19 protein-coding genes and 1 tRNA gene are annotated in these 11,555 nt (G+C 57.4%); 12 read left to right on the top strand and 8 right to left on the bottom strand.

What is annotated here, in order from left to right:
* Positions 1-237 precede the first annotated feature (237 nt).
* The 6 genes from KGA96_RS27990 to KGA96_RS27965 form a co-directional block, all read right to left on the bottom strand.
* Complete coding sequence (locus tag KGA96_RS27990; protein WP_223515782.1) at positions 238-783, bottom strand: hypothetical protein; 546 nt, start codon at positions 781-783, stop codon at positions 238-240.
* Positions 780-1,379, bottom strand: a complete 600-nt coding sequence (locus KGA96_RS27985) for a recombination protein NinG (RefSeq protein ID WP_223515780.1) — start codon at positions 1,377-1,379, stop codon at positions 780-782. Before KGA96_RS27985 ends, KGA96_RS27990 begins: the two co-directional genes overlap by 4 nt.
* Positions 1,379-1,780, bottom strand: coding sequence for a recombination protein NinB (locus KGA96_RS27980; RefSeq protein WP_223515778.1), 402 nt, complete (start codon positions 1,778-1,780; stop codon positions 1,379-1,381). Before KGA96_RS27980 ends, KGA96_RS27985 begins: the two co-directional genes overlap by 1 nt.
* Positions 1,777-2,574 carry a hypothetical protein gene (locus KGA96_RS27975; protein ID WP_223515775.1) on the bottom strand — a complete coding sequence of 266 codons (798 nt, stop codon included), beginning with the start codon at positions 2,572-2,574 and terminating at the stop codon, positions 1,777-1,779. The genes KGA96_RS27980 and KGA96_RS27975 overlap by 4 nt, the downstream gene beginning before the upstream one ends.
* Positions 2,561-3,538, bottom strand: a complete 978-nt coding sequence (locus KGA96_RS27970) for a phage replication protein (RefSeq protein ID WP_223515772.1) — start codon at positions 3,536-3,538, stop codon at positions 2,561-2,563. Before KGA96_RS27970 ends, KGA96_RS27975 begins: the two co-directional genes overlap by 14 nt.
* Positions 3,539-3,717: 179 nt before the next feature.
* Positions 3,718-4,149 (bottom strand): phage regulatory CII family protein, encoded by a 432-nt coding sequence (locus KGA96_RS27965; RefSeq protein ID WP_317850360.1) that lies wholly within the window; start codon positions 4,147-4,149, stop codon positions 3,718-3,720.
* Between the two features lie 83 nt (positions 4,150-4,232).
* Here KGA96_RS27965 and KGA96_RS27960 point away from each other — a divergent pair, with 83 nt between their 5' ends.
* A complete protein-coding gene (locus KGA96_RS27960) occupies positions 4,233-4,448 on the top strand; it encodes a hypothetical protein (protein ID WP_223515766.1) in 216 nt (71 codons plus the stop codon).
* Here KGA96_RS27960 and KGA96_RS27955 read toward each other — a convergent pair.
* The gene (locus KGA96_RS27955) at positions 4,445-4,651 is read right to left on the bottom strand and encodes a Cro/CI family transcriptional regulator (RefSeq protein ID WP_223515763.1); all 207 of its coding nucleotides are present in this window, start codon (positions 4,649-4,651) and stop codon (positions 4,445-4,447) included. The genes KGA96_RS27960 and KGA96_RS27955 overlap by 4 nt on opposite strands.
* A gap of 108 nt (positions 4,652-4,759) precedes the next feature.
* On the opposite strand from KGA96_RS27955, the gene KGA96_RS27950 reads away from it, so the two are divergent.
* The 5 genes from KGA96_RS27950 to KGA96_RS27930 all read left to right on the top strand — a co-directional run bounded on the left by KGA96_RS27950 (position 4,760) and on the right by KGA96_RS27930 (position 7,129).
* A complete protein-coding gene (locus KGA96_RS27950) occupies positions 4,760-5,632 on the top strand; it encodes a helix-turn-helix transcriptional regulator (protein ID WP_223515760.1) in 873 nt (290 codons plus the stop codon).
* Positions 5,633-5,908: 276 nt separating this feature from the next.
* Entirely contained in the window at positions 5,909-6,142 is a 234-nt protein-coding gene (locus tag KGA96_RS27945; RefSeq protein WP_223515757.1) for a hypothetical protein, read from the top strand.
* Positions 6,143-6,161: 19 nt separating this feature from the next.
* Positions 6,162-6,389, top strand: coding sequence for a hypothetical protein (locus tag KGA96_RS27940; RefSeq protein ID WP_223515753.1), 228 nt, complete (start codon positions 6,162-6,164; stop codon positions 6,387-6,389).
* Between the two features lie 94 nt (positions 6,390-6,483).
* A complete protein-coding gene (locus KGA96_RS27935; protein WP_223515750.1) occupies positions 6,484-6,810 on the top strand; it encodes a hypothetical protein in 327 nt (108 codons plus the stop codon).
* Entirely contained in the window at positions 6,803-7,129 is a 327-nt protein-coding gene (locus tag KGA96_RS27930; protein WP_223515747.1) for a hypothetical protein, read from the top strand. Before KGA96_RS27935 ends, KGA96_RS27930 begins: the two co-directional genes overlap by 8 nt.
* 258 nt (positions 7,130-7,387) lie before the next feature.
* On the opposite strand, the gene KGA96_RS27925 is transcribed toward KGA96_RS27930, so the two are convergent.
* Positions 7,388-7,702, bottom strand: coding sequence for a DUF1654 domain-containing protein (locus tag KGA96_RS27925; RefSeq protein WP_223515744.1), 315 nt, complete (start codon positions 7,700-7,702; stop codon positions 7,388-7,390).
* A 444-nt stretch (positions 7,703-8,146) separates the two neighbouring features.
* On the opposite strand from KGA96_RS27925, the gene KGA96_RS27920 reads away from it, so the two are divergent.
* The 6 genes from KGA96_RS27920 (at position 8,147) to KGA96_RS27895 (ending at position 11,553) form a co-directional block, all read left to right on the top strand.
* Positions 8,147-8,911: a hypothetical protein gene (locus KGA96_RS27920; RefSeq protein ID WP_223515741.1), complete on the top strand. Its 765-nt coding sequence runs from the start codon at positions 8,147-8,149 to the stop codon at positions 8,909-8,911.
* A 147-nt stretch (positions 8,912-9,058) separates the two neighbouring features.
* Positions 9,059-9,128: transfer RNA gene (locus KGA96_RS27915), tRNA-OTHER, on the top strand.
* A 439-nt stretch (positions 9,129-9,567) separates the two neighbouring features.
* Complete coding sequence (locus tag KGA96_RS27910) at positions 9,568-9,822, top strand: hypothetical protein (protein WP_223515738.1); 255 nt, start codon at positions 9,568-9,570, stop codon at positions 9,820-9,822.
* On the top strand, positions 9,812-10,045 hold the full coding sequence (locus tag KGA96_RS27905; protein ID WP_223515736.1) for a hypothetical protein: 234 nt from the start codon (positions 9,812-9,814) through the stop codon (positions 10,043-10,045). Before KGA96_RS27910 ends, KGA96_RS27905 begins: the two co-directional genes overlap by 11 nt.
* Positions 10,042-10,236, top strand: a complete 195-nt coding sequence (locus tag KGA96_RS27900; RefSeq protein ID WP_223515733.1) for a hypothetical protein — start codon at positions 10,042-10,044, stop codon at positions 10,234-10,236. Before KGA96_RS27905 ends, KGA96_RS27900 begins: the two co-directional genes overlap by 4 nt.
* A 156-nt stretch (positions 10,237-10,392) precedes the next feature.
* Positions 10,393-11,553 carry a hypothetical protein gene (locus tag KGA96_RS27895; RefSeq protein WP_223515730.1) on the top strand — a complete coding sequence of 387 codons (1,161 nt, stop codon included), beginning with the start codon at positions 10,393-10,395 and terminating at the stop codon, positions 11,551-11,553.
* The last annotated feature ends 2 nt before the right edge of the window (positions 11,554-11,555 follow it).

The following is an 11,555-nucleotide window of genomic DNA, read 5'->3' as shown; positions in this document are numbered from 1 at the left end:
ACCCTTGCCTCTGGCTAACACTTCCCCTTGCCGGGTGTGTAGAGGACTTTCACCTCCAAGTCACCAGCGAGGCCACCACAGCCAAGCTGGTTGCGCTTACGCGCAACGCGCCATGCCTGGCGCACAAGCAAAAACCCGACGCAGTGGCCGGGTTTCTTTGTGTCAATCCCTAACGCGCAAGATCGACAGGATGGATAAATATTCTCTCATTCTCTCACTACTTGCAATAACTATTCGCTAAGCCGCACAGCTTTCGATTAATCCTTCTGCATCCATGATCTCTTGCGCCGCAGTCAATGCTTCGTTGACCATGTCATCCAGGCTCTTGCGGATCGATGAGCGCCACCGGTACCGAGTTGATTCCGGCTTGCCATCGTTGTCCCAGTTCGTGATGTCGTACCAAGCTGCCGGGAGCACTGCCGCAGATCGCTTGCCGTCAGCGCCCGCCACCTGCGGAATGGCCCAGGTCAGAATCGCGCACTCACGGAAACGCTTCGGTGCTGGCGACTTGACCGAGTTCAGCAGCTCCAGGATGGCGCCGTGTTTGCGTTCTTCATGCGTGGAGTACCTCGCAACCAGTGCTCTCCAGTGTGCAGCCGACAGCGACTTGTGCAGGCGGCCGAACACCCAGCAGTCCGTGAGGAATGCGGCCTCCTTGCCCACGATCTCCCCCTTCTGCTTGGCGCACTGCACCTTGGGTTCAAAGTCGCACCCACCAGCAGAGTTGATGGTTTCGGCGGCCAGCGCCCGAACTACTGCGGATACCACGTTGCGATAGGTCATGCTGCTCCCTTCAATTCTCTGGTCAGTGCCCGGTAGTCGGCCTTGATGGTCTTGATCTCTTCGACGGTGTACTTGCGGGCCGAATGAGGCCCTTCCAACCAATCCACCTTGTCGGCGCCGATGCGCTTCACCAGCCGGATGCGGTACTCGACCGCGTTACCGGACAGGTTCCGATTGCACTTCACGCACTGGCGATGGATGTTCAGGGGCTCGAAGCGCAGTTCTGGGCAGGCGCCAACCGAGCGGTAGTGACCGGCGTCCCACCGACTACCCGTGATCAGGTCGTGATCGTTGGGCATCGAGTCACAGCTGATGCACGGCAGGTGCGCATCACGCAGACGCACAAACTCGTTCACCGCCGCCTGGGCCTCGCGCAGGTGATCCGCCCGGCTCTTCAGCTTCTCCTTGCGGACCTTGATTTCCCGGCGCTCGCGCTGATCGACGGCCTTGCGGGCCTTCTCCTGGTTCACATCCTTGATGGCCAGGCCACACTTGGGGCTGCACACGGCCTGACCCAGGCGCTGCGGCGGGAAACTGATGCCGCACGAGGGGTTCTTGCACTTCTTCGGCCTGGGCGGTTTAGGGGTTACACGCATCAGTACCGCCCTCCCCACTTGTCCTGCTCGGTCCAGCGCACGCCACGCTCCGCACCGAATGCGTGCATCAGCTCGAACAGATCGCTGAACCACTTCTGCGATTGCTTGCGAGTCGACACGCCCAGGACCACGTAACCACCATCAATCCCGGGCACCACGTCCTGCTTCATCAGCGCCGAGCTGAAAACGTGCTTCCAGTCTTCGTCCGACAGCTTCTTGCCGTACCACTCGACCTGGCTGGATACATCCTTGAGCATTGCCCACATCTTCCGGTTGCAGATGTCCGGGCGTTTTTCGTCGCGGATCACCACCACCTTCGGTTTGGTGAAGTCGGTACCGTAAAGGATGCCCATCAGCCGGTTGACGTCGCGCTGATCTCGGATTGCGAACTCGGTACTCATCGGAAACCCTCTTTGTGTTGCGCGGCGGCGATGGCTACTCGAACTCGGCGCTTGCGCAGGTATGTGTCGACGCGTTCGGCCTGAGCCTTCTTCAGTCGTTCGCGGCCTTGCCGGCGCTTGGCTGCATCGACAAACTGACGAACTTCAGCAAGCTTTTCGCGCAGCTGCGGTGACGCTTTCACTGCGGAACCGGTGAGCAACCCGGCGATGGCCTGGCCGTCTGTTGTGATTGGTGCGATACGAAGGTCGGCCAGATACTGAGTGCCGGCCTGCTGAGTAATCAGTTGCATACGCATCGCCGATTCGATGGCAGTTACCCGGTGTACCGGATCGAAGCCGAGTGAAACGCTCCAGGCTGTTGGCAACGCCTCGGCGCGGGCGGTAGCAACCAGTCGTTCGTAAGCGCTCATGAACGCCATGCGGGCGCCAACCTTATCGCCTAGTTTCAGCACTGGCCCAGCGGCGGTCATGGCTTGCTGGATTTCAGCAGTCATCACCACGGTTTCGCTTTCGTCACTGGCAGTCAGTGCGAGTGACCAGGCCTCATCCTTGCCCGGGCGGCCGTCAGCAGCTTGAACACGCTGCAGGATGTCAGCCATGGTCAGCTTGCCCTTCACTTCGAAGCGGCAGGCCTTCAGCGCAGCGCGGATGTCCGATACGGGATAGGCGCAGAGGTCCTCAGCCATGATTGCCGCGGTACCGGGGCTCATTTCCTGGCCCATGGCTTCCGCTGTGGCGATGATAGCCGCGGCCAGCCCTGCTACCTGGGCGTCGTTCATTTCAGAGGTACTCATTGCGCTCTCCTGCCTGGCGCTTGGCCAAGACCATTTGCGCGGCCTGTTCCGCAGCGGAGACGTTCGCCTCGGTGCGTTCCATCTGGCGGGCCGTGGCGCCGTTGATACGCTGACCAGTCACCCACTGGGTGTGGTAGCTCTCAGCGTTGGCCAGCAGCTCGTTGAGGCTGTGGCACTTGCGTAGAACCGCGGCGTCGCTGGTTTTCAGGAAGTGGGCGGCAACGTGATGGGCGACATCGGCGCCGAGGCGGTCGACAAGCTGACCGAGCTGACCACCGACCTTGGCGTTCCAGACCGGCCAGGTGTTGTAGCGCTTGCGGTAGGCCATGGCGTAATTCGCCCAGACCTTGAAGGTTTTGCAGGACTGATCTTTGGGGCCCGGCATGTCGGCAGGGATTTCTACCCGGGGTGCATCGGTGCGATCAACCACCAGCATCAAGCCCCGGGACTGGGCCGGCTTGTCCGAGCCGTCCTGCAAGTCCTGACTGGTATCCTGATTGGTACCCTGATGATTGGTATCCTGATTTGTCGGAGATTTTTCCGACCCTTGCTCGGATTTTCCTCCGACCTTGCCCGGATTTTTTTCCGAGGTAGGTCGGATTTTTTTCCGACCTTTGTTTTGTGGTGGGGTCGGATATTTTTCCGACCCATCAAGCTTCTGGTTCCACTCGACCGCCTTCTCGGTCAGGCGAAACAGCGTGATGTTCGAGGTGCTGGAAAGCTCAATCAAACCGGCCTCTTCCAAGACCTTCAACATGCGGTAAGCGGTGTCTGGCTTATCGGTGAGCAGCGGCAGCTCCTCAATGATCTTAGCCTTGCTCAGCGCGAAGAAGATCCCGTCATCAGTCTTGATTGGCTTGGTCCAACTCGGGCAGCCATAGACGAAGGCAAACAGCAGGGACTGCTGAGAATTCAGCCCCCACTCCAGCGCCTTCACCTGATTGATCGTGACGGTGTATTGCATGTCAGGTATTCCTGACCAGGGGAGCGCGCGCAGATGTACGCGACACGCTTTCCGAGTTCTGAAAAGGTGTCGCGACATTGGAAGGGGTATTGCTTGAATTGGGCTGGCTCTGCATAATCGGGCCTCTCTAGTTTTGCGAATCAGCCGACCTTCTCCGTCGGCTTTTTTGTGTCTGAAATTCAGGCGGCCTTCAGCGATTCACGCAGCACATGCAGCGCGTCAATGGCTTCTTGAATGGCTTTATCGCCCTGAGCTTTTTCGTGCTGACTTATGTGGTTGTCTGCGGTGGCGTCGAAGATCAGTCGGCCCACGTCGCCGCACTCGGCGGTCAAATGGCACAGTGCGACGATCAAGGGTTTCGGTTCTGGACGCTTGCGCAGGACCACATCACATTCGAATTGATTGGCCAGCGAGCCGAGTACGGCGAGGCGCCCTTCTTCGGAAAGATGAGTGAGGACCTGGCCAAACATTTCCAGATTCATTCGGTGTGCTTCCCGATTCGGGTTCGCGCAATCAAGCAAGCGCGTTTCGTTGACGCCCATGCGTTTGGCCAACGCAGTACCACCGCCCGCCTTTACTTCGCGGTGCAGAGTTCGTTCAAATTCTTCCATTGCGAAAACCTCTCTTCGTCTCGCGTGGCACACCGCCAGTAGTTCCGCGATGATCTGTTCATCAACTGATCAAGGACGCATCCATGGCCAATCAATCTGAATTGCAAGGCGAGATAGCCGCCCTTTGCTGCTTGGTGGTCGCCTTGGCATCCACCCTTCCCTTGTCGTCTCAACTCAGGCTTTGGCCTGCGTTTGAGCGGGTTGCCGGCCCATTACGCGATCGACTTGGCGGTGATGAACTGCGCGGTTTTGAGCGCACAACTGCCTCGCTCACCTCTAATCGAAAGGCGATTGGTTAGGCGGCGGATTTTTTCGGGGTCACCTGGGCCGGAAACGGCTTGAGTTCGTGAGCTTCGAAAGTCCCGTCTTCATTGCAGATGACTGAAATGTTTCGCTCGGCGGAAATAGCCTTACTGATTGCAGCGGGGCTAACCCCAAGAGACTTAGCCGCAAAGGCCTGCCCTTTCGTAGCAACCAACTCTGTAAGTGGGATCTGCTTCATTCTGAAAATCTCGAATGGTGTTGTCAGCCCAGATATTAACCGCCGGTTAGTTTTCTAGCAATACCGCCGGTTGCCGCAAATAACTTAACCAACGGTTAAATTTCACGGATGAGCAAAAAGAAAGAACTTTCCCCAGAGCTAAAAGCTGAGTGCGACGCCGCCAAGGCGATTTTCGTATCGAAAAAAAATGCCCTTGGCCTCACCCAGGCGAGCCTTGCTGAAGCGGCTGACATCTCTGCCGCCGCCGTCGCGATGTACTTAAACGGCACCAACCCCCTGAACGCGAAATTTGCGGCAGTGCTGTCACGTGTTCTTGAAGTGCCTATCGAGAAATTCAGCAAGAGGCTGGCGCAAGAGATAAGCGGGCTGACAAATGCTGCTGAGCACACAGGGCCACCAGCCCTAAACTCGTCGGCAGCTGAAATGGTTCGCCAGATGCTGGAGAAGCAGGGAAAAGGGCTTTCAGAAGATGCGCGCCGGCGATTGCTGGCTGCTGCTGACGCGGACGATGACGGCGGCGTTATCGAGGTCGACTACTACCGCCCTGGCGTTGTCGGTGATGAGGTATGGATCGCGCATTACGACGTCCGCGCTGCCATGGGTGGCGGGCAAATACCGCACGACTACCCGGAATTGCTCCAGGACGTGAGGGTAAGCCCACAACATCTGCGCGAGATGGGCGTCGAGTTCAAGGAGCACTTCCATCTCAAGATGGTGACCGGCTGGGGTCAGTCGATGGCGCCCACGATCAAGCATCGAGACCCGCTGCTCGTCGACATCAGTATTCGGGAATTCGTGGGGGACGGGATTTATATGTTCTCTTGGGAAGGTCACCTCTACATCAAGCGGCTCCAATGGGTTGGCGATGATCAGATCAAAATGATTTCTGATAATACGATGCACCCACCGCAAACGATCAGAGCGGGTGAGACCTACATCCAGGCTCGCGTGCTGCTGGTTTGGAACGCACACCTAGTCTGAGCTGGTGCGGTGGGGATTTGTAACCAATCTGGCTTGAGGCTTGAAGACATGGCGCACTCACTTCGATACCAGATAGGCGAATCCGCCCGGACTATCGAGTCGGAGGTGGGGAAACTGCTCAATTTGGCCGCAACACTTAGAGATGCTGGGGATGAAGAGCTGGCTGTAACAGTCTCGGTCCAGGTGAATAAGCTACTGCAGGCTGTGATTGCACTGAGATTCGCTCTGGCGGACTGATTACCGGATTCGTGTGATGGGGATTTGTAAGGGGTGATGATGGAGTTCAACAAACCAGAGCAGGAACTGAAGCGCGACCTCCAGGGTGTCGCCTCCGATCTGAAGTGGTCGGCCGTGGAGCTAGTTCGGATTGCCGAGCGTCTAAGGCACACAGGTAATGGACCAGACGCTGAGGCGCTTCGAAGGATGATCACAGTCTTCCAGCAAGGTGAGAATCGGTTAGATAGCTGGGTTAAAGAAATCAGTGCAAGCCAGATGGTCGGGCAGGCATAAGAATTTGCATGAGGTTGTCATGGCCCTCACCAAACCAAATCAAGAACTGCGCCGCGACTTGAAAGCCGCAGCGTTCTCCCTCGAAGAGGCCGCTCTGGAGATGTTCAGGCTGGCTAAACAACGCGGGGATGCAGAGCTTCTGGAGGCAATGGAGACAATCGAAAAGCTGCATGAGCAAGCTGATCGGCTGACTGCTTACGCTGATGAGGTGAAGGCGGGAAGGATTGTGCGCGGGAAAGTTGAGTAGGCGTGATGGTGGTACGGGCGCTTCAGAAGTTTTGATTGTTTAGCCGGCGTCGGGCAATTTGGAATTTTATTTGAAATAGCGCAGGGATTGGGCAATGAGCGAAAAATTTACCACAGCCGTAATTCCACACATCAAAGCCGGCTCTTTTATCGATGAGCAAGTAGATCAGTTTGACGCTTTCGCCATTAATTGGAACGGAGATGAGGCTATCCACCTCACCTTTGGCCGGCATTCAATAAATGTAAAAACCACGCAATTCGTAATAGAAAATGGTATTTCGAGCATAGAGTCTGGCGACACGGAGATTTTCAGACTTGACGTTGGGGCGGTAACGCTGCCTCTGGATGTGGCGAAAAAATTGGCGGCTACGATTACGAATATGGTCGGACATGCTGAGGCACGGAGAGCGAAGGATGAGTAACGCCCCTGTGTTGAAAGATTCTTCTGGCAGAGTTATCTCTGGTCATCCATCATGGAATCGTGATGATGGAGGTAACAACGGTGGTGGAGGTGGCGAATTGGAAGCTCGAGTAGCCCAACTTGAAACGCACGTACAGTACATTCGAAGAGACATCGACTCTTTGAAGGATGATGTGCGCGAGTTCCGCGGCGAAGCTAAGGGGGAGTTTTCCGGCATACGCTCCGATATGAGAGTGGATTTTCGCTTGGTTTTCGGCTCGCTTATTGTTGTTGCCTTGGGTCTCGCCGGGATGATGGCTAAAGGTTTCGGCTGGCTGTAGCAACCAGTCGCATCTAACGAGCCCGGCCCAGCGCCGGGCTTTTAGTATCCGCCTGTCACGCCTTCGTCACACCTACCAAGCACAATGCGGTCAGCCAAAGGGATTTGGCCCATCGATAGAGAGCCCGGCCGACGCCGGGCTTTTTCGTTCCTGCGACATACTTTTCACCAATCGCTCACATGGTGGAGCGCAGATTAACCCTGCTCCTTTGAAGAATTCCCATTTGGCCCGCCCGCATGCGGGCCATTTTTTTGGCTTTCAGAAAGGTGCGACCTCCTCCACCTCCAACGCGCCCTCCACTTCGACCATGCGATCTTCTTCGGCCTGGGCCTCCCATCTCAGCGTCACCGACTCATCGTCATTGAACGTCATGTCTATGCCGTCCGTCTCGGATAGCAGGCCCATCACCTCCTCCCATTCGCGCTCACCGTCCGTGTCCAGGCGGTGAATCGTTACCCAGCGCTGAATCTGTGCGACCGGGTGATTGATCATTGAAGAAACCCGCAGACCAAGCCTTTCAAGGCCTGTCAGCTCTTCCTTTGACTGTTGGATTTTTTTCTGCGGCTTGCCCATCTGACGCTCCTTGATAACTGTATATACGTACAGCATTTAGCTAAGCATATTCGATTGCCTCGAAAAATAAATTAACCGCCGGTATTGACGACAAAGAAACCGGCGGTTAATTTGTATCTCAAGCCAACGCAACACCGGCCCTGCAGCGAAAGCTGCGCCGCTCTTTAACAGTCAGGAATCTTCGCGGATCGATCCCCAGAAACGGGTACAGCGCGAAACACAAATTTCGATCTCCATGCCAGCTCTGGAACTGGCCGGGCTCCCCACAAGGGAGAACGCCAAACCATGCAAGCCAGCCGGCGAAGAACACCGAACACGAAATGTGTGACGCCGACCAGGTGGGGAAACCGAGGCGCCGAGCATGGGGCGGAAAGGAATTTTTCACTGATGCACCTGGTTACCCGGGTGCATTGGGAAAACAACCGATCAAGCACGGAGCACCAAATGAGCGAGCAAACACTTCAGCAGCTTCTGGCTGAGCGAGTCACCGCTTTCGCAGTCAGTGACCAGCCAAAGGAAATCATCGACGAGCATGTGAGGATCATGTTCACCAAGGTGATCGACAACTGTTTTGGCCGTTACGGCGATATGGGCAAACAGGTTGAGGAAGCCATCAAGGCTGCGCTGCCAGCCAACCTCTCGACGGTCTTCGAATTGACGCGCTACAACGACATGGTCGCCAAGGCGCTTAAAGAGAAGTGGGAAAACAGCGGCGTCGAGGCCGACATGGTGCGCTTGGCGCAGAAGCAGATCGATGAGGTGCTGAACAAGGACGCGATGCCTGAAGTGATCAGCTTGCAGGCTCTCCTGGAAGCTTTTGTAGAGGACCACAAAGAGTCCGCTGCAGAAGAACACTGGGAGGCCCCAGACATCCGCTTCCAACCATCCGACTACGGCGGCCTGCACATCTACTTCGACAAGAAGCCAAAGGATCACGGGATTACGAGCTACTCCAGAAGCTCTGAGCGCAGCGAATACCTGCTCGACAACGCGATCCACATCAGCTTCGACCGTCACGGGAAGGACCGAGACGAAAAAGGTCGCGAGGTCGGATCCGTGTACGCCGCGAAAATCGACAACGAGAAGATCAGCCAAACCCTGAAATTCCGTTCCGAGTTCGAAAAGATGGTTGCCGCACTTTACTTCGGCTCTTCAAAGATCCTCGTCGATTGCGACGAAGACGAGTTCAGCTACGGCATTTACGACTGAACAACCAGCGCCACGTCAGCCTGACGATAACTGCCCGAGCACCTGGTACTCCCCAGCACCAGGCCGCATCGGAGTGTGATCTGAATGCGCAGGCGATGCGCGAAGCGTGATGGGTGACCGGGTTCCTAGGCCGGGTGACCAGAGCGTGACCATGTAGCTCAGTTGGTAGAGCGGCCTCGCAAAAGGCGCGCCGGTGGTTCGAACCCACCCATGGATGCCGGTATCGCACCCGGCCAGATCACACCCCGATGCGGATGATTCTGCACCGCGCAATGCGGCCCCCCGCAGGCAATACCAGAGAACAGCGAGCGCCCGCCAGGATGCCAACGGCGCGCATTTGAGGATGACCACCATGAAGTAGATCAACGATCCACCCGCGTGGCGCAGTAAGCCTGAAGGCTGCGCCCAACACCTGACAGGCAGCGGACAGTGGGGCCGAGGATGTGACCGCGCATCAACCGGGGACCGGTAGGCCCAACCGAACGACATCGCACATTGCTGATGCTGCACACCCAGGCCGTCGCCAGTAGCGGGCCTGGGCAACTCTCCCCCAACACCACCCGCATGCACTCCCCTCCGCGCCCAACGGCAATCAGCGGAATGGATGAGTGCAGCCGAGTTTTGTTGGATCAACACCCGCCACTCTGGAGGCGACCATGGCAACCAGCTACGCAGACAGTGTGCAGGCCCGAGAGTGGGACAGGCGCTACGACGCTTGGGGGCGCGAGAAAAAATCGCAGCCCGAAGAGTTTCACGACTATGAGGCTGCCGAGCAGATCCGGACCCAGGCGCTGGCCGATCGGGAAGCGAGGCGGCTGGAAGAGCGCAAGAGCCTCAAGCGGCGCATTGGCCTGGCCATGGCGAAAATGGAAATGGTCTGCCCACCCAGCGGATGCGCACATGAACGATGAACAGCGCGACCACCAGACGGCGGTCAACTGGATCGAGGGCGAGATCGACAACATGGTCCGCGACCTCGGCAAACCCAACGCCAGCTCAGCGGCGACATCGTCCATCACTCTGGCCTTCATGCTGCGCGCCATCAGTGAAGACGAGCACCGGCACTACAGGGCGCGCATTGACCAGATTTACACCACGTATAACGCCCAGTTCGGGCAAGGGGTTGCAGCATGACCACTCCAATCGTGAAAAGCCTGATCGACGAACAGCTCGACGACATCGAACGCAAGATCGCCCTGCTCGGCTTCGGCCTGCCCTTCAACGAGGTGATCGGCCGTAAGCGCGAAGAGCTGGTCGCCAATCTGCCGCAGCGCCTGGCTGCAACCATGAAGGGCGGGCGGATCGCGGTGAGGGTTCGGTCATGACCTCCTACCAGCGCGCTAAGCGCCTCTATACCTGGCGCGGATCAGCCATTGCCCTACTGCTCTTCACTGTCTGGATGCTGGCAAGCGCCTATTCCGGCCAACTAACCCAATAACCCACGCCTTCAAACGCTGCGCACTGCGCGGCAAGGAATTGTCATGTCCGCAAATTCTAAACAAGCACTCGCACAAGAATCGCTCGAAATGAGCGAAACCGACGATGCACAAAAATCAGTCGCCCCTGCGGCTGCCGTCACCGACATCGCCGAATATCGGCCGCACGAGGAACAGATCGTTCGTCTGGAGACCACTTACGCGAAGCTGGTCGTTGATTGCTCGACCAGCGAAGGTTTGGCGAATGCGAAGGAAGTTCGCGTCGATATCCGCGACGTGCGCTATGCCCTGGACAAAACCACCAAGACGGCGCTGATCCCCTATCAGCAGAAGGTCAAGGATGCCCAGGCTCGCGTCAATCAGGTTAAGGAGTTCGGTGAGGCGCTGAAAGATCGAGTCTTGGCGATCGAGGCACCTGTTGACGAAGCAATCAAGGCCGAAGAAAAGCGCGTAGCTGACGCCAAGGCTGAGCGCGAGCGTGTCGAGGCTGAGCGTGTCGAAGCCATCCGGGCAAAGATTACCCGCTTCAGCTCTGTCGCGGCCGCATATGCAAGCCGTAGCGCTGCTGATGTCGCAAACATTCTGCAAGGCGTGAAGGAGTCGGTGATCCTGCCCGAAGAATATGCAGAGTTCGAAGCTGAAGGCACCATCGCTCGCGACAACGCTATTGAGCAGCTTGAAACGCTACACAGGTCTGCCGTTGAACGAGAAGAGGCCGCCGCCAAACTGCTGGCTCAGCAGAAAGAACTCGACGAGCTTCGCGAGAAGCAGCGCATCGCCGACGCGGAAGCAGAGGAGCTGCGCAAGCAACGCGCCGAAGAAGACCGCAAGCGCTTGAAGCAGCAGCAGGACGAGCTGGACCAGCAGCGCCGCGACATGGAGGCACAGCAACGCCAACAGCGTGAGCAGCAGGAAGAGCAACAGCGCCAGCAGCGCGAACGCGATGCACAGTATCAGCGTGACCAGGAAGAACTGGCCCGCCTGCGCGCCCAAGCTACCGCGCCGGTCCCAATCGCTACTGCGGCTGAGCCCATGGTCGCAGAGAAGGTCGAAGTCGCACACGTCAGCGCACATGCGATTGCGGCTGAACTCGACGACGTGACTACGACCGCGCCATCGGTTGACGACATTGTCGAGGTTGTAGCTCTGGGCTTCGACGTCGACCTCGACACTGCTCGCGCCTGGCTTCGTGCCATCCGCTTCTAACC

The organism is Pseudomonas sp. GL-R-26 (assembly GCF_019947365.1).
GTDB lineage: Bacteria > Pseudomonadota > Gammaproteobacteria > Pseudomonadales > Pseudomonadaceae > Aquipseudomonas.
The sequence above is the reverse complement of the archived record's forward strand: the minus strand, read 5'-3'. Positions and strand labels throughout refer to the sequence as shown.